This window comes from Candidatus Methylomirabilota bacterium (assembly GCA_035709005.1).
Lineage (GTDB): Bacteria > Methylomirabilota > Methylomirabilia > Rokubacteriales > CSP1-6 > 40CM-4-69-5.
The window spans coordinates 45469-64781 of record DASTFB010000074.1; the positions used below are offsets into that span (position 1 = coordinate 45469).

The 19313-nt window shown below is 69.1% G+C and carries 19 protein-coding genes; 3 read left to right on the plus strand and 16 right to left on the minus strand.

What is annotated here, in order from left to right; all coding sequences use genetic code 11:
- Window positions 1-103: 103 nt before the first annotated feature.
- Window positions 104-1114 (plus strand): TAXI family TRAP transporter solute-binding subunit, encoded by a 1011-nt coding sequence (locus VFR64_12440; GenBank protein HET9490549.1) that lies wholly within the window; start codon window positions 104-106, stop codon window positions 1112-1114.
- 10 nt (window positions 1115-1124) lie between these two features.
- Window positions 1125-3008: a TRAP transporter permease gene (locus VFR64_12445; protein ID HET9490550.1), complete on the plus strand. Its 1884-nt coding sequence runs from the start codon at window positions 1125-1127 to the stop codon at window positions 3006-3008.
- A gap of 106 nt (window positions 3009-3114) precedes the next feature.
- Here the strand turns inward: VFR64_12445 and VFR64_12450 are convergent, their stop codons facing one another.
- From VFR64_12450 to VFR64_12525, 16 genes are all read right to left on the minus strand, one after another.
- On the minus strand, window positions 3115-3492 hold the full coding sequence (locus tag VFR64_12450) for a metallopeptidase family protein (protein HET9490551.1): 378 nt from the start codon (window positions 3490-3492) through the stop codon (window positions 3115-3117).
- A 19-nt stretch (window positions 3493-3511) separates the two neighbouring features.
- On the minus strand, window positions 3512-5659 hold the full coding sequence (locus tag VFR64_12455) for a bifunctional (p)ppGpp synthetase/guanosine-3',5'-bis(diphosphate) 3'-pyrophosphohydrolase (GenBank protein HET9490552.1): 2148 nt from the start codon (window positions 5657-5659) through the stop codon (window positions 3512-3514).
- Between the two features lie 42 nt (window positions 5660-5701).
- A complete protein-coding gene (gene secF / locus VFR64_12460; protein ID HET9490553.1) occupies window positions 5702-6643 on the minus strand; it encodes a protein translocase subunit SecF in 942 nt (313 codons plus the stop codon).
- Window positions 6640-8196 carry a protein translocase subunit SecD gene (gene secD / locus VFR64_12465; protein ID HET9490554.1) on the minus strand — a complete coding sequence of 519 codons (1557 nt, stop codon included), beginning with the start codon at window positions 8194-8196 and terminating at the stop codon, window positions 6640-6642. Before secD ends, secF begins: the two co-directional genes overlap by 4 nt.
- Window positions 8189-8536 (minus strand): preprotein translocase subunit YajC, encoded by a 348-nt coding sequence (gene yajC / locus VFR64_12470; protein HET9490555.1) that lies wholly within the window; start codon window positions 8534-8536, stop codon window positions 8189-8191. The genes secD and yajC overlap by 8 nt, the downstream gene beginning before the upstream one ends.
- A 6-nt stretch (window positions 8537-8542) precedes the next feature.
- On the minus strand, window positions 8543-9703 hold the full coding sequence (gene tgt / locus VFR64_12475) for a tRNA guanosine(34) transglycosylase Tgt (GenBank protein ID HET9490556.1): 1161 nt from the start codon (window positions 9701-9703) through the stop codon (window positions 8543-8545).
- On the minus strand, window positions 9700-10734 hold the full coding sequence (gene queA / locus VFR64_12480) for a tRNA preQ1(34) S-adenosylmethionine ribosyltransferase-isomerase QueA (GenBank protein HET9490557.1): 1035 nt from the start codon (window positions 10732-10734) through the stop codon (window positions 9700-9702). Before queA ends, tgt begins: the two co-directional genes overlap by 4 nt.
- A gap of 43 nt (window positions 10735-10777) precedes the next feature.
- Window positions 10778-11104 (minus strand): tRNA-binding protein, encoded by a 327-nt coding sequence (locus VFR64_12485; protein HET9490558.1) that lies wholly within the window; start codon window positions 11102-11104, stop codon window positions 10778-10780.
- A gap of 20 nt (window positions 11105-11124) precedes the next feature.
- On the minus strand, window positions 11125-12282 hold the full coding sequence (locus VFR64_12490; protein HET9490559.1) for a SpoIID/LytB domain-containing protein: 1158 nt from the start codon (window positions 12280-12282) through the stop codon (window positions 11125-11127).
- The gene (locus VFR64_12495; GenBank protein ID HET9490560.1) at window positions 12261-12479 is read right to left on the minus strand and encodes a DUF2905 domain-containing protein; all 219 of its coding nucleotides are present in this window, start codon (window positions 12477-12479) and stop codon (window positions 12261-12263) included. The genes VFR64_12490 and VFR64_12495 overlap by 22 nt, the downstream gene beginning before the upstream one ends.
- Before the next feature lie 14 nt (window positions 12480-12493).
- Complete coding sequence (gene ruvB / locus VFR64_12500; GenBank protein ID HET9490561.1) at window positions 12494-13510, minus strand: Holliday junction branch migration DNA helicase RuvB; 1017 nt, start codon at window positions 13508-13510, stop codon at window positions 12494-12496.
- 26 nt (window positions 13511-13536) lie between these two features.
- On the minus strand, window positions 13537-14184 hold the full coding sequence (ruvA, locus tag VFR64_12505; GenBank protein HET9490562.1) for a Holliday junction branch migration protein RuvA: 648 nt from the start codon (window positions 14182-14184) through the stop codon (window positions 13537-13539).
- Window positions 14181-14762 carry a crossover junction endodeoxyribonuclease RuvC gene (gene ruvC / locus VFR64_12510; protein ID HET9490563.1) on the minus strand — a complete coding sequence of 194 codons (582 nt, stop codon included), beginning with the start codon at window positions 14760-14762 and terminating at the stop codon, window positions 14181-14183. Before ruvC ends, ruvA begins: the two co-directional genes overlap by 4 nt.
- 1 nt (window position 14763) lies before the next feature.
- Complete coding sequence (locus tag VFR64_12515; protein ID HET9490564.1) at window positions 14764-15516, minus strand: YebC/PmpR family DNA-binding transcriptional regulator; 753 nt, start codon at window positions 15514-15516, stop codon at window positions 14764-14766.
- 5 nt (window positions 15517-15521) lie between these two features.
- Window positions 15522-16595 carry an acyl-CoA thioesterase gene (locus VFR64_12520; GenBank protein ID HET9490565.1) on the minus strand — a complete coding sequence of 358 codons (1074 nt, stop codon included), beginning with the start codon at window positions 16593-16595 and terminating at the stop codon, window positions 15522-15524.
- Between the two features lie 97 nt (window positions 16596-16692).
- Window positions 16693-18279 carry an ABC transporter substrate-binding protein gene (locus VFR64_12525; protein ID HET9490566.1) on the minus strand — a complete coding sequence of 529 codons (1587 nt, stop codon included), beginning with the start codon at window positions 18277-18279 and terminating at the stop codon, window positions 16693-16695.
- A 236-nt stretch (window positions 18280-18515) separates the two neighbouring features.
- Here VFR64_12525 and VFR64_12530 point away from each other — a divergent pair.
- Window positions 18516-19313 (plus strand): proteasome ATPase (locus VFR64_12530; GenBank protein ID HET9490567.1); only part of this gene is annotated, 798 nt, incomplete at its 3' end.

Genomic DNA, 19313 nt, shown 5'->3' on the forward strand with positions numbered 1-19313 from the left:
CGCGAAGGGGCAGGGCCCGCCCCGGAGAACGTCCGTCGCTCGATCTGGCGCGCGCACTGGGCCCGGGACGTCCCCGGGCCGGTGACGAGAGAGGGGGACATTCATGAGCATCACCCGCAGGCACTTCCTCAGGACGACGGGCGCGGTCGGCGGCGCCCTGCTTGCGCCGCGGCTGTTGACGGCGGCGCGCACCGAGGCGGCGATCTCGGCCACGCTCCGAGCCGGCGGCGGCACGGTGGGCGGCATCGGCTACGTCGAGATGACCGGCTTCGCGAAGACCGTCGGCGACGTCTACCCCGGCATCAAGATCAGCGTCGTGCCGGGCGGCTGGATCGGCAACATCCCCCGGACGAACAAGGGAGAGCTGGATCTCGCCTCCACGACCCGGATCATGACCAAGCTGGCCGTCCAGAAACAGGGCGCCTTCAAGCAGGACTACCCCAACGTCCGGGCCATCATGAACGTGCAGGACGAGTACCAGTTCATCGCCGTCGTCCGCAAGGACATCCCGGCCAAGACCGTGGCCGACATCGTGAAGCAGAAGATGCCGCTCAAGCTGACGACGCTGGCCAGGGGCAACGCCACCGAGTGGATCTGGCGAACCGCCTTCGAGGAGATGGGCGGAAGCTGGGACAAGCTGGGCGACTGGGGCGGCAAGATGAGCCACGTGGCCTGGGCCGACGGCGTCAACCTGATCAAGGACGGCCACGCCGACGGCATCCTGGCCGTGGTCACCGGCAAGATCGGCTGGCTGGTCGAGCTGACGACCGTGCGCGAGATGAAGTTCCTTCCCTGGGATCAGGACCTGCTCGATCACCTCACGAAGAAGTACGGCTTCGTGCAGGCCACGCTGCCGGCCGGGGAGTTCCGCGGGCAGAGCGAGCCGGTGAAGGCCCCCAGCGACGGCGGCGTCTTCGTGGCCCGGGCCGGCCTCGCGAAGGAGGTCGTTCACGCGTGCCTCAAGGCCGTCGCCGAGAACAGCGCCAAGTTCAAGACCTTCCACGCGGCGCTGACGCCCTTCAAGCCCGAGGCCATGGCCGAGCACCTGGGTGGCTTCCCCCTCCACGACGGCGCCCGGATGTTCTACCAGGAGAAGGGCCGGCTGAAGTCCTGACCTCGCGCTCATGATGCTCGACGCGCGGGCGGCGCGGTGGATGATCGGCGCGCTGGCGGTGGCGCTGTCGATCTTCCACCTGTGGGCCGGAGCGTTCGGAGCGTTCGAGTCGATGCTCCAGCGCACGGTCCACCTCATGACGCTGCTCGCGCTCTGCTTCCTCACCGTTCCCTGCTCTCCGCGCCTACCCGCGCGCGTCGCCGAGCGGATCGACCTCCCCCTGGGCCTGCTGGCGTTGGCCATCGACGCCTACCTCATCGTCGAGCACGACCGCATCGTGCGCCGCGAGTGGTACTACGGGCCGATGACGACGCTGGACGTCCTCTTCGGCGCGCTCACCATCGTCCTGGTCCTGGAGGCCGCCCGCCGGACCACGGGCTGGCCGCTGCCCACGATCGCCGGCGCCTTCGTCCTCTACGCCCTCCTCGGCAACCACTTCCCATCGCCGCTGACGATCCGCGCCACGGACCCCCTGACCCTGATCGACCACATGTTCCTGACCCCCCAGGCGATCTTCGGGACGCCGACCGGCGCGTCGGCGACGTTCGTGTACCTGTTCATCGTGTTCGGCGCCTTCCTGCAGGTCACCGGCGGCGGACGATTCTTCATCGACGTGGCCATGGCGATGGTCGGTCGCTTCACCGGAGGCGCGGCCAAGGTGGCGGTCATCTCCAGCTCGCTGTTCGGGACGATCTCCGGGCACTCCGTGGCCAACGTCTACGGCACAGGCACCTTCACGATCCCGCTCATGAAGCGCTTCGGGTACGGCGCCAACTTCGCGGGAGCGGTGGAGGCGGCGGCCTCCACCGGCGGGCAGATCATGCCGCCCGTCATGGGGGCGGCGGCCTTCATCATGGCCGAGTTCCTCGGTGTGGCCTATCTCAGCGTGATGGTGGCCGCCATCCTGCCCGCCTGCCTCTTCTATCTCTCCGTCTACCTCGGCGTGCACAACGAAGCGGTCAAGAGGGGGCTCCGGGGAGTGCCGGCCGAGGAGATCGACCCGCTGGCCGCGGTGCTCCGGCGCGGCGCCCACTTCGCCGTGCCCCTGCTCGTCATGCTCGTCCTGCTCTTTCGCGGGTACACGCCGTTCCGGGCCGCGTTCGCCGCCATCGTCACGCTGGTCGCGGTGGCGCTGCTGCGGCGGGCCACGCGGATCGGCCCCCGCCAGGCCTGGGAGGCGCTGGAGGCCGGCGCCCGGGGCTCCATCATGATCGCCACCACCGTGGGGTGCGCCGGGCTCATCGTCGGCGTCCTCGACCTCACCGGGCTCGGCATCAACTTCATCAGCGCCATCCTCGGGCTGTCCGGCGGCCTCTACCTGCCGACGCTCGTGCTCATCCTGCTGGCCTGCTTCGTGCTGGGGATGGGAATGCCGACGGCGCCCGCCTACATCATCGCGGCCCTGATCGGCGCGCCCACGCTGATCCAGATGGGCACGATCCCCATGGCCGCCCACATGTTCGTGTTCTACGGCGCCTTGCTGTCTTCCATCACGCCCCCCGTCGCCCTGGCCGCCTACGCGGGCGCGGCCATCGCCGGAGGCGATCCGTTCCGCACCGGACTCATCGCGGTGCGCCTCGGCTTCGTGAAGCTCCTGGTGCCCTTCCTCTTCGTCTACAATCCCGTGCTGCTCTGGATCGGCGGCTGGCACGAGATCGTCCAGGCCACGGTCACCGCAACGGTCGGGGTGTTCGCGCTGTCCTACGGGTTCGACGGCTGGCTGTGGGGCCCGGTGGGCCCGCTGCTGCGGGCGGCGTTCCTGGTGGCCGGCCTGGCGCTCATGGTTCCCGAGCTTTACACCGACCTGGCCGGAGCGGCGCTGTTCGTCGCGATCTTCGCCCTCCGGCTCCGGCACAGGCGGCCCCTGGCCGCGGCGCCGGTGCCGGCGGAGTAAGGAAGGCTGCGGGTCCTCGCAGCGCGGTTGGGCGGTCGCCGGCTCCCAGTCGGTCCTGCTGCGAGCGGATCAGGTCATCCAGTAAGCCGGCGCGCCGGATGGCGCACTAGTCGCCCTGCCCTTCCTCGATCTGGTGCATGGTCTCGTCGTCGAGCCCGAAGTAGTGGCCGATCTCGTGAACGACCGTCTCCCGCACCAGGTCCGTCATCTCCTCGCGATTGCGGCAGTCCTCCTCGATCGGTCCCTGGTAGATGGTGATGGTATCCGGCAGCACGTTGCCGTACGACGAGTCCCGTCGGGGCAAATCGACCCCGCGGTAGAGCCCGTACAGCGTGTCGGGCGGCTCGATGCCCATGTCGGCCAGCGTGTCGTCGTCGGGCCAGTCCTCGATCACGATCACGATGTTCGCCAGCCGTTCGCGGAAGGGGCGAGGCAACCGCCGAAGCGCCTTCTCGACCAGGGCTTCGAACTGCTGGCGGGTCATCGCGACGAGGAGGCGCGGCTCAGAGGCCGCGGACGCGCTCGACGTTGATCACGTCCGGGACGTCCCGGATGGCGGTCATGATGCCCTGGAGCTGCTCCAGGTCGGCGACCTCGACCACGAAGTGGTTCGTGCCCCGGCGGTCGTCGGTGACCGTGACCTCGGCCTTCGTGATGTTGCCGTTTTTCGAGGAGATGGCGCCGGTGATCTCGGACAGCAGACCGGGGCGGTCGCGGCCGATATAGACGGCGATGCGGACCGGCCGCGTCGCCGGCGCCTCCACGTCCCATTCCACGTTCACCAGGCGCTCGCGGTCCAGCACGCTTTTGGCCACGGTGAGGCACTCACGGGCGTGGATGGTGAGGCCGCGGCCCCGGGTGATGAAGCCGACGATGGCGTCACCGGGCAGCGGGTTGCAGCACCGGGCGAAGCGGACCAGGAGATCGTCCACGCCCCGGATCCGCACCCCCTGTTCGGCCTTGGGCCGGGTGGCGCTGGCCGCCTTGGGCTTCTCCGGCGGCTCCAGCATCGCCGCCGGCGGCGCCAGGCGGTGCAGGAGTTGGGAGACGGAGCTCTTGCCGTACCCCAGGGCCGCCAGCATATCGTCGACGCTGGGGTGGCCCAGGTCGGCGGCCACCTTCCGGGTCTCGTCCCCGCTCAGCAGGGCCGCCCCGTTCAAACGGTACTTCTTGGCCTCGCGCTCGAGGAGCTCGCGCCCGAGGGCGATGGACCGCGCGCGCTCCTCGATCTTGAGCCACTGGTTGATCTTCGAGCGGGCCCGGGACGACTTGACGATCTGCAGCCAGTCCCGGCTGGGGTGCTGGTTGGGCGACGTGACGATCTCCACGATGTCGCCCTGCTGGAGCGTGGTGCGTAGGGGCACCAGCTTGCCGTTGACCTTGGCGCCCACGCAGTGCTCGCCGACCTTGGTGTGCACGGCGTACGCGAAGTCGATGGGGGTGGACCCCTCGGGCAGGGACTTGACGTCCCCCTTGGGGGTGAACACGTACACCTCGTCGGGAAACAGGTCGACGCGAACGGTGTCGAGGAACTCCTGGGGATCTTTCAGCTCCTGCTGGGTCTCCAGGAGCTGGCGTAGCCAGAGGAGCGAGTCGTCGAGCTTGTCCTTCCCGGTCTTTCGTTCCTTGTACAGCCAGTGGGCGGCGATCCCCTCCTCGGCGATCCGGTGCATCTCGGTGGTGCGGATCTGGATTTCCACCGGATCGCCCTTGGGGCCGATGACCGTCGTGTGCAGCGACTGGTACATGTTGACCTTGGGCATCGCGATGAAGTCCTTGAAGCGGCCGGGCACCGGCTTCCACAAGGAGTGAATGACGCCGAGGGCGCCATAGCAGTCCCGCACGGAATTGGTGATCACCCGCACGGCGGTGAGATCGTAGATCTCGTCGAACTCGCGGCCCTGATCGTGCATCTTCTTCCAGATCGAGTAGAAGTGCTTGGGCCGCCCGCGGATCTGGGCCTCGATGCCGACCTCCGAGAGCTTGCGCTCGATGATCGCGATGGCCTGCCCGATCTCGGCCTCCCGCTCCAGCCGTCGCTTGGCCACCCTGCGCTGCAGGTCCACGTAGGCCTCGGGATGCAGGGCGCGCAGGGCCAGGTCCTCCAGCTCGGCCTTGACCCGGGCCATGCCCAGGCGGTGGGCCAGCGGGGCGTAGATGTCCAGCGTCTCCTGGGCGATCTTCCGGGCCTTGTCGGCGGTGAGGTATTGCAGGGTCCGCATGTTGTGCAGCCGGTCGGCGAGCTTGATCATCAGGACCCGCAGATCCCGCGCCATCGCCACCAGCATCTTGCGGAAATTCTCGGCCTGGCGCTCCTCCCGGGACGAGAACGCGAGCTTGCTCAGCTTGGTCACGCCGTCCACCAGGTCGGCGATCTCCCGCCCGAACTCCCGCTCCAGGTCGGCCTTGGTGGCCTTGGTATCCTCGATGACGTCGTGCAGGAGGCCGGCGGTGACCGTGACGACGTCCATCTTGAAGTCGACCAGGAGCCGGGCGACCTCCAGCGGGTGCGAGACGTAGGGCTCACCGGATGCTCGCTGCTGGCCACGGTGAGACTGCTCGGAGAAGCGGTAGGCGCGATGCAGCAACTCCAGGTCGGCGCCTGGCTGGTACTTCGGAACCTCCTCCAGCAGCGTCTCGAGTCGCGTCACGGCGCGTTAACCTCTGATTAAACATGTAATTTTACATGCTCGTCAGGCCTTGGCCACCGCTTTTTTCGGGCGCCGAACCCTGCCCTCCACGTAGCTGGTCCACTCCACGATGAGGGCGCCCGCGATGTAGATCGTCGAGTACGTGCCCGTGATCACGCCGACGAAGAGCGCGAAGGCGAAGTCCTCGAGCACCTTGCCGCCGAAGAACAGCAGGATACCGGTGGCGAAGAACGTGGTGAGCGCCGTGAGCACCGTCCGCGACAACGTCTGGTTGATGGCGACGTTGATCTGCTGGGCGAACGTGCTGCCCTTCAGCTGGCCGTGCCGGCTACGGTTCTCGCGCAGCCGGTCGTAGGCCACGATGGTGTCGTTCACCGAATAGCCGATGATGGTGAGGATGGCGGCCAGCACCGGCAGCGAAAACTCGCGATCGGTCAGGCTGAGCGCGCCCAGCGACACCAGGACGTCGTGAAAGACCGCGACGATGGCGGCCACGCCGCCCTTGAGGTCGAAGCGGATCGCGACGTAGATGAGAATGCCGATCAGCCCGGCGATGACGGCGTAGACGGCCTGCAGCTGCAGGTCGCGTCCGACCTGGGGACCTACGAACTCGATGCGACGGATCTCCATCTGGCCGAGCGTGGGATCGGCGGCTACCGCCTCCTGGACCCGGCGGCCGATCGCCTCGCTGCTGGTCCCGGCCAGGGGCAAGCGGATGACGAACTCGCGCGCGTCGCCGAACTCCTGGATCACGCTGTCCCCGAGCTCGATGCGGGCCAGGGCGGCCCGGATCCGTTCGACCGAGGGGGGCTCGGAGAAGCGCACCTGGAGCAGGGTGCCTCCCGCGAAGTCGATGTCGTACCGCAGCCCGCCCTTGGCGATCATCGAGGCCAGCCCGATGGCGATGAAGACCACCGAGATCAGGTACGCCCAGCGCCGCTTGCCGATGAAGTCGTAGCTCGGATTGGGAAAAAGCTGGATCATATGGAGATTCGTTCCAGCTTGCGGCGGCGCATGTAGAGGATGTCGAAGATGAGGCGGGTGAAGAACACGGCCGTGAACAGGCTAGCCGTCAGCCCGGTGAAGAGGGTCACGGCGAACCCCCGCACGGGGCCCGTACCGAAGTTGTAGAGGATCAGGGCCGTCACCAGCACCGTCACGTGGGTGTCTATGATGACCCGGAAGGCCCGCGTGAAACCGGCGTCGATGGCGGCCCGGGGGGTCTTGCCCACCCGCATCTCCTCGCGGATCCGCTCGAAGATGAGGACGTTGGTGTCGACCGCCATGCCGATGGTCAGCGCGATGCCGGCCAGCCCGGGCAGGGTCAGCGTCCCGCCGAAGGCGGCGAGGGCCGCCAACAGGAGCAGGAGATTCAGGCCCAGGGCCAGGTCGGCGATGAGGCCGGCCAGCTGGTAGTACACCAGCATGAAGGCGAACACCGCCATGCCCGAGGCGCTGATGGCGATCAGCCCCTGCCGGATGGAGTCCCGTCCCAGCGACGGCCCCACCGTGCGCTCCTCCAGCATCGTGACCGAGGCGGGCAGCGCGCCCTCCCGCAGCACGATGGCGAGATCGCGGGCCTCCTCGATGGTGAACTGCCCGGTGATGACGGCGCGGCCGCCGGGGATGCGCTCGTTGATGCGGGGGGCCGAGTACACGCTGCCGTCGAGGATGATGGCCAGATGGCGGCCCACATTCTGCTCGGTGATCTCGGCGAACCGCTGGCCCCCGGCCGCGCTGAACGTGATGGAGACCTGCCAGTTGCCCGGAGAGTTCGGGTCGGCCTGCACGCTGGCGTCGGTCAGCTCGGCGCCGGTGAGGAGCGTCCGCTTCTGGACCACGTAGGGGACCTTGCGCTCGGTCTCGCTCTCCCGGTCCCGCCGCCGCTGGTAGAGGATTTCGGAGGTCTCGGGCAGACGCCCGGCCAGGGCGTCCTCGACCGAGGTCTGCTCGTCGAGCAGCCTGAATTCCAGCAGGCCGGTCTGACCGATGAGGGCCTTGGCCCGCTCGGGATCCTGCACCCCGGGAAGCTGGATCAGGATCCGATCGCTCCCCTGCCGGGTGATGGTGGGCTCGGACACGCCAAACTTGTCGACCCGGTTGCGGATCTTCTCCAGCGCACCCCGGACGGCGAGGTCGCGCTGCTGCTGCTGTTCTCGCTCCTGCATCACCAGCGTGAAGCGGGCGGCCGCCTGGTCTTCGTCGCGCCGATCGAACGTGGAGAACTCGTTCACGACGGTGAGCGCGTCGTTCCAGTTCTGAGCGCTGGCGAGCTGCACGGCGATGGCCGCGTTGCCCTCGCGGGCCACCCGGCGGACCGCGATGCCCCGCCGCTCCAGCGCGGCCTTCAGGTCTTCGGCCACCCGTTCGGTCTGGGCGGCGATCGCCTTGTCCGCCTCCACGCCCAGCACCAGGTGGATGCCGCCCTGGAGGTCGAGGCCCAGGTTGATGCTGGAGCGCAGCGGGTACAGGTACCACAGGGAGCCCAGGATGACGGCGAGGACCAGACCGCTACGCCACCAGAGGTGTTTAGGCATCTTTCTCCGACGCGCCCGCCGTCACGATGCGACCTACGGAGGCGCGGTCGAACTCCAGCTTGACCTGATCGGCCACGCGCAGGGTGACGGTGTGCTCGGTGAGGCCGGTCACCGTGCCATGCAACCCGCTCGTCGTCACGACCCGGTCACCCCGCTTGATGGCGCTCAGCATCTGCTCCCGCTCTCGCTTCTGCTTCTGCTGCGGGCGGATGAGGAGGAAGTAGAAGACGGCGAAGATCGCGGCGAAGAAGAGCAGCTGCATGGCGATCGCCCCGCTCCCCGCGCCCCCCGGCGGCGCCGACGAGGCCAGAGCGATGTCCGCGGCATGAACCACATCCATGGAAGGTCAGGCCTCCGATTCCGACTCCAGTGAAACGCCTTCGGATGATACAAGAGTTTGGGCCAAAAACCGAGCCCGGAATGGCCCGAAGGCTCCCGCCGCGATGGCCGTTCGCATCTGCGCCATGAGGCCGAAGAAGAAGCGCAGGTTGTGGATCGTCAGCAGGCGGTAAACCAGCAGCTCGGCCGAGACGAAGAGGTGGCGCAGGTAGGCGCGCGAGAACCGCCGACACGTGTAGCAGTCGCACTGCTCGTCCAGGGGACGGCCGTCGCTCACATAGCGCGCCTGTTTGATGACCAGCGGACCCTCGGCGGTGAAGCACTGGCCGTTGCGGGCGTTGCGTGTGGGCAGCACGCAGTCGAACATGTCCACACCACGGGCCACGCACTCCACGAGATCCTCGGGCTTGCCGACGCCCATCAGGTAGCGCGGCTGATCAGCGGGCAGCAGGGCGGTCGCCGACGCCGTGAGGCCGTACATGACCGGCTTGGGCTCCCCCACCGCCATGCCACCGATCGCGTAGCCGTCACAGCCCAGCGCCACGGTTTCCTCCACGGCGCGGCGGCGCAGGTCGGGGTAGCTGCCGCCCTGTACGATCCCGAAGAACGCCTGGCCCGTGGGTCCGTCCTGGGCATGGGCCGCCCAGGCCCGCCGCGACCAGCGGCCCGTGAGCCCCAGCGACCGCTCGGTCTCGGCGTGGCTGGCCGGGTAGGCCAGACACTCGTCGAGGGGATGGACGATGTCCGAGCCCAGCGCCCGCTGGACCTCGATGCTGAGCTCCGGCGAGAGGAAGTGCGCGGAGCCGTCGATGGGCGACTGGAACTCGACCCCCTCCTCGGTGATCTTTCGCAGCCGGGCCAGGCTGAAGACCTGGAATCCGCCCGAGTCGGTCAGGATCGGGCCGTCCCAGCCCATGAACCGGTGCAGACCGCCGAGCTCGCGCACGAGCCCCGGCCCGGGCCGGAGCAGCAGATGGAAGGTGTTGGCCAGCACGATCTGCGCGCCGACCTCACTCAGATCCTCCGGGGTCAGGCTCTTCACGGTGCCCCGCGTGCCCACGGGCATGAACGCGGGGGTCTCGATCGGCCCGCGCCGGGTGAGGAGGCGGCCCCGGCGCGCGTCCCCATCGCGGGCGAGCAGCTCGAACTGCACCGGGCTGGCGCTCATACGATCAGCGTGGCGTCGCCGTACGAGTAGAAGCGATAGCCGCGGGTGAGGGCATGGCGATAGGCGCGGAGGACGAGGTCGCGCCCGGCGAAGGCGGCCACCAGGACCAGGAGCGACGAGCGGGGCAGATGGAAGTTGGTGAGCAGTGCGTCGACGACCCGGAAGCGGTACCCGGGCGTGATGTAGAGGTCGACGTGTCCGTCTGTGGGGTGCACCTGGCCGTCCGCAGCGGCGGCGCCCTCGAGCGCGCGGGTGGTCGTCGTGCCCACCGCGACGACTCGCCGGCCTTGCCGCCGGGCGGTGTTGACCGCGGCGGCGACGGCCTCGGGAATCGCCACCGGCTCCGGGGCCAGCACGTGGTGCTCCACGTCGCGCGCCCGGATCGGCCGGAATGTCGCCGGCCCCACGTGCAACGTCAGCTCGTGGACCTCGATGGCCCGGCCGCGCAGCGCCTGCAGCAGGTGGGCCGTGAAATGCAGCCCGGCCGTGGGCGCCGCCACCGAGCCGGACGGCTTCGCGTACACGGTCTGGTATCGCTCCCAGTCGTCGGGGGTAGGCTTGGCATGCCGCGCGATGTACGGCGGCAGCGGCGGCAGCCCGTGAGCGTCCAGCAACTGGGCGATGGTGCCGTCAGGCCGCTCGAGCACGCGCGATCCGTCGTCGGCCACGCCGACGACGGTCAGGCGAATGCCCGGCTCGCCTCCCGCGCGCAGGCGGGCGCCGGGAAGGCAGCGGCGTCCCGGGCGGACCAGCGCCCGGCCGCGGGACGCCGCCTCGGCGTCGAGGAAGAGGAGCTCCACGGGCCGGTCGGACTCGTCACGCGCCATGACCCGGGCGGGGATCACGCGCGAATTGTTGAGGACCAGGCAGTCGCCCGGGCGCAGGAGGGACGGCAGGTCCATGAACGTCCGGTCGGTGAGGGCGCCGGTGCCGCGGTCGATCAGCAGCAGCCGCGCGGCGTCACGGCGCTCGGCCGGGGCCTGCGCGATCGCCGCGGGCGGCAGCTCGTAGTCGAACGCCTGCAGTTCCACAACCGCCTCAGTCTACATGCCCCCGGCCGGGATGCCGATCCGGTCAGCCGATCCGCGAGCCCGGGGCCACGGGCCGTTCCGGCTCCAGCAGCACGACTCCGCCCTCGCCGTCGTAGGCCCCCAGCACCAGGACCTCGGACAGGAACGGGCCCACCTGCTTGGGCGGGAAATTGACGACGGCGACGACGTGGCGGCCGATCAGCTGGTCGAGCCGGTAATGCCGGGTGATCTGGGCGCTCGAGCGCTTGACGCCGAGCGGGCCGAAGTCGATCCACAACCGATAGGCCGGCCGGCGGACTTCGGGAAACTCACGAGCGTCGGTGACGACGCCGACGCGGATGTCGACGGCGTCGAAGTCGGACGGGGCGATGGGCGGGCGTGGCTCCGTGGCTAGCGCTCGTCGAGCAGGCCCACCGTGGCGCCCGGATAGTAGAAGCTGAGGATTTGGCGGGCGGAGTACCCTTGCTCCCCCATCGCCCGGGCGCCCCACTGACACAATCCCACGCCGTGCCCGTAACCACGGCCGGAGAAACGGGCGGTCGGGCCATCGATCACCACCGTGAACAGCGTGCTGCGCAGGGTGTCGTAGCCGATCATGCGGCGGAAGTCGTGGCCGCGCACCCGTACGGCGCCGCGCGTCCCCCGCAACGTGACGGCGGCCGCGCGCCGCGAGGACGTGCGCTCGCTGACCCCGATCGTGGTGAGCCGTCCGACGTCGATGCCCTGGCGTCGCAGCAGCTCGTCGAGCTCCCGCAGAGGCAGCTCCAGCTGCCAGGAGAAGTGTGGCGACGCCCCGGAGAAGGGGCACACCACCGGCTGCAGGGCGGGCATGTTCCGGGCGGCAAAGACCAGTCGAGGGTCCTCGGTGTGCCCCCCACACTCCGTGTGATAGAAGGCCGGGAACAGTGCGCCATGCTGACGCAGCACCTGTCCGGCCGTCTCCTGAACCGCCGCCCACAGCGGCGAGCCCGTCGGCACGCGGCCGGCGAAGAGCTGGTTGGCGGTGGAGGCCACGATGTGAAAGGCTCGGCCGGGGCCCAGGTTCCGATGGTGAGCGGCGTAGGTGCGGGCCACGATGGCTTGCGCGCGCAGGGCCTCGGCCGGCCAGCCCTCGCCGGCCTCGCCGCGCAGCACGCCGACCAGGTATTCCTCCAGGGGCAGCTCGTTGACCACGGCGATACCGGCGCCGTGTCGCACCAGCTCGATGGTTCCGCCGTACTCGCGGCCGTTCAGGCGGATGGGACGGCCGCTGCGGAGGTGAAACCCCCGCGCCGCCCGCCGGCCGATGGCGATGGCGGAATCGGTCGATGTGGCCCGCACGAGCCCCGTCCGCCAGCCGCTGCGGAGGGTCCCGGCCAGCGGCCGCACCTCGATGTCAGTCCCCTGAAGCTCCACCGTCTGCGCTGACTCCACCAGCGCGACCCGGATCGTGCCGGAGGCGTCGGCTCCGGTGGCCCACCCGGCCAGGACGGCGAGGACGGCGAGGGCCAGCCGGGCCGCGATACGTCGCGGGAAACGGGCGGGGGTCACTGCCGCCGGCCGAGCCACCAGAGGATCAGCGTGAGGATCATGCTGATGATCAGCGAGGTCGCCAGGGGAAAATAGAACGTCCAGTTGCCGCGCCGGATATAGATGTCCCCCGGCAGTCGCCCGATCCAGGGCACCCGACCGGCCAGGAGCAGGATCAGGCCCAGGCCGACGATCAGCACCCCGACGACGATGAGCAGCTTGCCGATGCCGGTCATGGGCCCGGCTCATCTCATTCGAACAGGGTCGCCTGCCCGCCGGCGGCCGCGGGCGGCTGTTTGCCGAGGTGCAGATAGGCCTCCCGGGTCGCCCGACGGCCGGTCGGCGTGCGCACCACGAATGCGATCTTCAGCAAGTAGGGCTCCACCAGCTCGGTGAGGGACTCGGCCTCGTCGTTGATGGTCGCGGCCACCGCCTCGATACCCACCGGCCCGCCCCCGTAATGGTCGATGATCGCGCTCAGGAAGCGGCGATCGAGCCGGTCGAGGCCCCGGCCGTCGACGCCCTCCCTGTCCAGGGCGTCCCGGGCCAGGCCGAGCGTGATGACGCCGTCGCCTGCGACCTGAGCGTAGTCGCGCACCCGCCGCAGGAGTCGGTTGACGATGCGCGGGGTGCCGCGGGAGCGACGGGCGATCTCGGCCGCGCCGTCGGGCTCCACCCGGGCGCCCAGGATGGCGGCCGAGCGGCTGACGATGCGGGTCAGCTCGACCTCGGAATAGAAGTCCAGGTGGTGCAGGATGCCGAAGCGCTCGCGCAGCGGCGCCGAGAGCATTCCCGGTCGGGTGGTGGCGGCCACCAGCGTGAAGGGCCGGAGCGAGTATTTGAGGGTGCGGGCGTGCAGGCCACGGTCGATCACGAAGTTGACCGCGAAGTCCTCCATCGCCGGGTAGAGCAACTCCTCGACGGCCCGCGGCAGCCGGTGGATCTCGTCGATGAAGAAGACGTCGTGCTCGGCCAGGTTGGTGAGGATCCCCATCAGGTCGGCGCCCCGCTCGACGGCAGGCCCCGAGGTGGTGATGAGGTTCGTGCCCATCTCGTTGGCGATTACGCCGGCCAGGGTGGTCTTGCCCAGACCGGGTGGACCGTAGAGGAGAACGTGATCGACGCACTCACTGCGCTGCCGAGCCGCCTCCACCGATACCCGCAGGCTGGCCACCGCCTGCTCCTGTCCCACGTACTCCTCGAACGACTGGGGCCGCAACTGCCGCTCGAGCTGGGCCTCCTCGGGCGCGGCCAGCCTGCTCAGCACGCGGGCGTCTTCCGGGGGCGCCGGGCTCACGGGCCTTTCACCCCCCGGTAGATCTCGTCGAAGAGTTCCTCGGCCGAGGCGATGCCGGGCCGCCGTGTGAAGGCCTCGGTGATGAGCTGGGAGGCCTCGCCGGGCCGGTGTCCCAGCTGCTTGACCAGCACTTCCCAGACCAGCTCGCGCAAGGCATCGCCCGAGGCGGCGGACGGCGTCGGCGTCGGCTCGCTCACCGCCTCGTGGACCAGGGCGAACTTCGCGACTTTCCCGTGCAGCTGGGCCACGATGTTCTTGGCCTTCTGGGGACCGATCCCGGGCAGCGAGCGCAGGTACTTCTCGTCCTGGCGGGCGATGGCCGAGGCGATCTCACCGACCGGCGCGGCCAGCGCCCGCGCGGCCACCATCGGGCCCATGTCCTTCACGGTGATCAGTTTCTCGAAGAACTCCCGGTCCAGCTCGGACGTGAAGCCGATCAGGACGGGCCGGGGCTGATCCCGGGTCGCGTGGTAGTACGTCACCAGCGCGACCTCGCTCCCCTTGTCGCCGTCCTCGGCGGCGAGGTGCTGCAGCTCGCCGAGCACGATGGGCGGCAACAGGACTTCGTAGCCGATGCCGCCCGTCTCCAGCACGATGCGATCCTCCAGCCGGCGCCGCAGGCGCCCACGCAGCGACGCGATCATCGACCGGTACTCTGCGGGGTGACTACGACCTTGGTTGCGCCTCGCGTGAATCGGGGAGGAATCGGAGGGGGCGTCTCGACCCCTCCGATGCGGAGTCGGTGTATCCCGGTGAAGGCCAGGGCCAGAGCGTCGGCCACATGAGAGGGGCGAGGGGGCTCCCCCAGGCCGAGGAGCCGCTGAACGCTCCGCCCGACCTGTTCTTTGCCGGCCGCGCCGTTGCCGGTGACGGCGCGCTTGACCTCGGCCGGCGCCAGGGCCAGCACGTTCACCGCGCGCTGCTGAGCCGCCAGGCACGCCACCCCGCGTGCATGGGCCATGAGCAGGGCGGTGCGGGGAAAGCGGTACTCCGCGTAGAGATCCTCGAGGGCCACGGCCGCGGGGGCATGCCGGTCGAGAAGGGCCGCCACCCCGTCGTAGATCTGTTGAACCCGTTCCTCCAGCGAGAGGCGCGCGCTCGTCTCGATCACGCCCGCGCCCAGCACGGTCGTCCCGGCCGGCGTCGACTCCAGCACGCCGTAGCCGAAGGCGACCAGACCGGGATCCAGCCCCAACACCCGCGCGCCCGGCGCGACCGCCATCTCAGGCAGCCGAGATCGCCTCGAGGACCTCGTCGGGAATATCGTAGTTCGAGTACACCGCCTGGACGTCGTCCAGCTCCTCGAGCGCTTCGATGAGCCGCAGGACCGCGGGCGCGTCCTTGCCCTCCACGCGCACGGTCGACTGGGGCAGGAACGTCACCTCGGCCCGCAGCACCGGCACGCGATGCTGCTCCAGCGCCGCCCGGACGGCGTCCATTTCACCAGGGACGGTCACGATCTCGAAAACTTTTTCAACGCGTTTCATGTCGGTGGCGCCGGCCTCCAGCGCCTGCGCCAGGAGCTCGTCTTCCCCGATCCGCTCGGCGTCCACCTGGATGATCCCCTTGCGCTCGAAGATCCAGGCCACCGTGCCGGCCGAGCCCATGTTGCCTCCATGCTTCTCGAAGGTGTGCCGGATCTCGGGCGCCGTGCGGTTGCGGTTGTCGGTCAGCACGCGCACCAGGGCGGCCACGCCTCCGGGGGCGTATCCCTCGTAGGTGATCTCTTCGTAGGACTCGCCCGGCAGCTCGCCCGTCCCCTTCTGCACGGCACGCCGGACATTGTCCTGCGGCATGTTCGCCTCTTTGGCGGCTTCCATGGCCGCCTTGAGCCGCATGTTGACCTTGGGGTCACCGCCGCCGTTGCGGGCGGCGACCGTGATTTCCCGCAGGATCTTCGAGAAGAGCTTGCCGCGCTGGACGTCCGTCTTGCCCTTCTTGCGCTTGATCTGCGACCACCGTGAATGCCCTGACATGGTCCCTACCTTCTTTCCCCTGAGCTGTCGTTGAGGATGGCCGCCTTCAGGCGCTTGACCCGCTGCAACCGCTGCTCGCGCCGGACCAGTGCGGCGTCCCAGCGCCGCTGCTCGGCCGGCGTCCGGGGCGTGAAGGGCGGGCAGGGGCGCGGCCGGAGGTCGGGCCCGAGATGCACGAACGTCAAGAAGGCCGTGCAGGCTTCGCGGGCCTCGCCGGTCCAGGCTTTTTCGGCCAGCACCGTGACGCCGATCTCCAGCGACGACGTGCCGACGTGGTTGAGGCCAGCCTTGAAGATGACGACCTCGTGGGTGTGGATCGGCGAGTAGAAATCCATCGCGTCCACGCAGGCGGTCATGACCAGACCGCGGCAATAACGCATGGACAGGATGCCTCCGGCCTCGTCGAGCTGCCGCAGGAGCTTGCCGGCCGACATCATGGAGCCGAACAGCACGTCCTCGGGCAGCACCGGCCGCACCGACTCGAAGTGGAAGGTCGACGCGACGGCCGGGATTGTTGTAGCGGGTGCCGCTTGCTCGGATAGCTCCGAGGGTGGCCTGTTCCCGGTACGGCGTGGCTGCGTCTCGCGCGATCGCTCGCCCTGGGTCCGTTCCCGGTGCTGGGCGAAGCGGGCCAGACGTACCTCACGGCGCTGCCGGGCCTCCTCGACCAGTCTGGCCTCGGCGGTATCGGCCGGCACGATGCGGTCTCGGACGGGGCGCGGGCGCTCGTCTTCACCCACGCTGACGAAGACCAGATGCGAGTTGAGCGTGACGCTGCGCTGGCCGGTGACGACGTTCTCGGCCCAGACCCGCACTCCGACCTCGAGCGAGCTACGGCCGACGTACTCGACTTGAGCCCGGAGGATGGCGATCTCGCCGACCCGCACCGGGTGCAGGAAGTCGATGTCGTCCATGGCGCCCAGCGCCACCATGCCCCTGGCCAGCCGGGCCGCCGCGAGGGTCCCGGCCTCCACGATCCATTCCATCATGCGGCCGCCGTGGATCAACCCCGGGGCGCCGGCGTGCTCGGGGAACACCCATTGGATCTTCTCGACGGTGGTCTGGGCGATCGTCGGCATCGTCGACACACACGCCCCCGACCGGGGATACGGAGGCTCGCTTGTTGTAACACGGCCGCGTGCGAGCGTGCAATTACGGGCGCGGCCCGGACAGCGCTTACGGGCTGTCCAGGGGCGCGGAATCGACGGGCTCCGCGGGCGGGAGGCCCTCCAGGGCGACAGTGGAAAGACGGGGGAACCCGGTCGGGTGCAGACGCAATCCCCGCAGCTCGGGCCGCGCCACGGCCCACAGCAGCTTCACGTACAGGGGCAGCCAGGGCGTCTCCTCCGCCAGCACGGTCTGAGCCCGCTGATAGAGACGCTGGCGCTCGGGACGGAAGCCTAGCTGGCTGGCGCGGATGAGCACGTCGTCCAGCTGGGGATTCCGATAGAACGACACGTTGAAGGTCGGCCGGTCCTTCACGATTTCTTCGCTGGTGGACAGGGGGAACAGGAACAGGTGCGGGTCACCGGCACTCACGGTCGCCTCGGCCAGAGTCATGTCGTGATCGCCCGCCGCGCGCGCGGCCGCCGCCACCTCGGACGGCTCGATCCGGAGCTTCACGTCGATGCCAGCGGCCTCCAGGCTCAGGCGCAAGGCTTCCGCGACGGCCTTGGTATCGATGCTTCCCGCGTCGTCGGGGGCGAGCAGGGTCACGCTGGACCCCGCCGCCCACCCGCCCTCCGTCAGGGGCGACGCCCCCGCCCGCCGGCTGCCCCCCAGAACGGGAAACCCCTCCCGTCGTGTCCACACGCCGGGCGGAAGGTACGACTGGAGCGGCACCGCGGCGGGACCGAGGGCGGCGCCGATCACCGCCGGGTCGATGGCGCCGGCGATCGCCTGCCGGAGCTTCTTGCGCGAGAAGGGCTCCCGTTCTGTCTGAAACGCCAGGTAGCCCACCTGCGGGCCCGGGATCGAGAGCGCTCCCTGCGCGCGGCGCGGTGGGCCGACCGGAAACCAGATATCCAGCGCCTGGGCGTCGAATTCGGCCTCGGCGCGGTCATCGTCCGCAACGTGGAGGAAGACCAGCCGCTCCGAGCGTGGGGGGCCCGCCCAATGATCCGGGAAGGCCTCCAGCACGATGCGGCCGCCCGAGATCTCGGCCAAACGATAGGGTCCGGTTCCGACCAGCCGGGGACGACCGCCGGCGGACGCGGCCACTTCCCGCGTCACACCGAATCCCGGATGCGCCAGCACCGTCAAAAGAGGTGCGTAGGGTTGGCTGAGCGTGATCTGGACGGTCCGGGCGTCGGCGGCGCGAATCTCTTTCACAACGCCTGGCGCGCCGCGCAGGAGGGCGGACCAGACGGCGGCAGCCGGCCGTGTGCCGATCTTCAACGGACGCTCGAGGCTGGCGACGACGTCAGCCGCGGTCAGTGCCTTTCCGTCATGAAAGCGCACGTTGTCACGCAGGATGAAGCGCCACACCAATCCCTCGCGGGACACCGTCCACCGGGTGGCGAGGGCTGGCTCGACATCGGTGGAGGCCGGGCGGTGGGCGACGAGCGTGTCGAAGATCTGGCGCTCGATCAGCGGGCCGGCGCCCTCAAGCGCGGTACCGGGCTCGATCTCGGCAGGAAGCTCCGAGATTCCGATTCGAATTCCCGGCGGCTCCGCCGCGAACTGGGCCGATGTCGGCGCGCCGGACGCCAACACGAATGCGAGCGTGGCGACGAGCGCCCCGAACGCAAGGCGGTTGGGCATATGCCCCTTATACGTGGAACCCTCGCCGTGCGCCAACGGTTTGACGAAAAGACGGTGGAGCGTCGATCCGGTATGGAATTTGCTGGATCAGGACGTGACGCCCGCGGCGAAACGGCAAAGTCGCGCCGTAAACGCCGCTGAACCTTGACTTTCCTACGGGCAGTGGCCATACTCCATCACGAGTTGGATGACCGTGTGATGCGGCTCACCAGCGCTCGGCACAAGAGGGATGGGCAATGAAGGAGTTCGACAAGAAGAGTAGTCCCGGACGAGAAGGCTTCTCCAAGTTCCTTCCCGCCATGTCGGATTCCGGCACCCGTCGTCGGCTGACCGAGTACGAGATCCAGGTGCAGGACTTACAGGCGTATGTCCGTTCCCTCGAGGGGGAAACGGTTCATCTGCGCAAGAAACTGGAAGACATGCCCAAGGAGTTCATGGTTCTCGAGAACAAGCTACGCGAGGCGAACCGCCAGCTCGTGCAGGCGTTCAATCAGAACGAAAAGCTGGTGAACGCGCTCTACGAGGCGCGCGAGCAGATCACGGCGCTCAAGGAAGAGGTCGACAAGCTCTGCGCCCCGCCCTCGACCTATGGGGTCTATCTCTCCACGAACGAGGACGGCACCGTCAACATCCTGGCTCAAGGCCGCAAGGTGAAGGTCAACCTGCATCCGGCCATCAAGGCCGACACCCTCAAACCAGGCCAGGAGCTCATCCTCAACGAGGGCCTCAATGTCGTCGAGGTGGCCACCTACGAGATCCAGGGCGAGGTGGTGATCCTCAAGGAGCAGCTCGACAACGAGCGCGCGGTGGTGACCCTGCGCGCCGACGAGGAGAAGGTGGGGATCATCGCCGACCCGCTGCGCTCCCTGCGTCTGAAGACCGGTGATCTCATCCTCATGGACGCCAAGTCCGGCTACCTGCTCGAGAAGCTGCCCAAGAGCGAGGTCGAGGATCTGGCCCTGGAGGAGGTGCCCGACATCGGCTACGACGACATCGGGGGCCTGGTCACCCAGATCGAGGCCATCAAGGACGCC

What these genes read in the sequence shown, in the direction of transcription:
- VFR64_12440 (HET9490549.1), top strand. Translation starts at nt 104, where the DNA reads ATGAGCATCACCCGCAGGCACTTCCTCAGGACGACGGGCGCGGTCGGC.
- secD (HET9490554.1), bottom strand. Translation starts at nt 8,196, where the DNA reads ATGCCTAAACACCTCTGGTGGCGTAGCGGTCTGGTCCTCGCCGTCATC.
- VFR64_12515 (HET9490564.1), bottom strand. Translation starts at nt 15,516, where the DNA reads ATGTCAGGGCATTCACGGTGGTCGCAGATCAAGCGCAAGAAGGGCAAG.
- VFR64_12450 (HET9490551.1), bottom strand. Translation starts at nt 3,492, where the DNA reads ATGACCCGCCAGCAGTTCGAAGCCCTGGTCGAGAAGGCGCTTCGGCGG.
- yajC (HET9490555.1), bottom strand. Translation starts at nt 8,536, where the DNA reads ATGGATGTGGTTCATGCCGCGGACATCGCTCTGGCCTCGTCGGCGCCG.
- VFR64_12525 (HET9490566.1), bottom strand. Translation starts at nt 18,279, where the DNA reads ATGCCCAACCGCCTTGCGTTCGGGGCGCTCGTCGCCACGCTCGCATTC.
- secF (HET9490553.1), bottom strand. Translation starts at nt 6,643, where the DNA reads ATGATCCAGCTTTTTCCCAATCCGAGCTACGACTTCATCGGCAAGCGG.
- tgt (HET9490556.1), bottom strand. Translation starts at nt 9,703, where the DNA reads ATGAGCGCCAGCCCGGTGCAGTTCGAGCTGCTCGCCCGCGATGGGGAC.
- ruvC (HET9490563.1), bottom strand. Translation starts at nt 14,762, where the DNA reads ATGGCGGTCGCGCCGGGCGCGCGGGTGTTGGGGCTGGATCCCGGTCTG.
- VFR64_12495 (HET9490560.1), bottom strand. Translation starts at nt 12,479, where the DNA reads ATGACCGGCATCGGCAAGCTGCTCATCGTCGTCGGGGTGCTGATCGTC.
- VFR64_12520 (HET9490565.1), bottom strand. Translation starts at nt 16,595, where the DNA reads ATGCCGACGATCGCCCAGACCACCGTCGAGAAGATCCAATGGGTGTTC.
- VFR64_12445 (HET9490550.1), top strand. Translation starts at nt 1,125, where the DNA reads ATGATGCTCGACGCGCGGGCGGCGCGGTGGATGATCGGCGCGCTGGCG.
- ruvA (HET9490562.1), bottom strand. Translation starts at nt 14,184, where the DNA reads ATGATCGCGTCGCTGCGTGGGCGCCTGCGGCGCCGGCTGGAGGATCGC.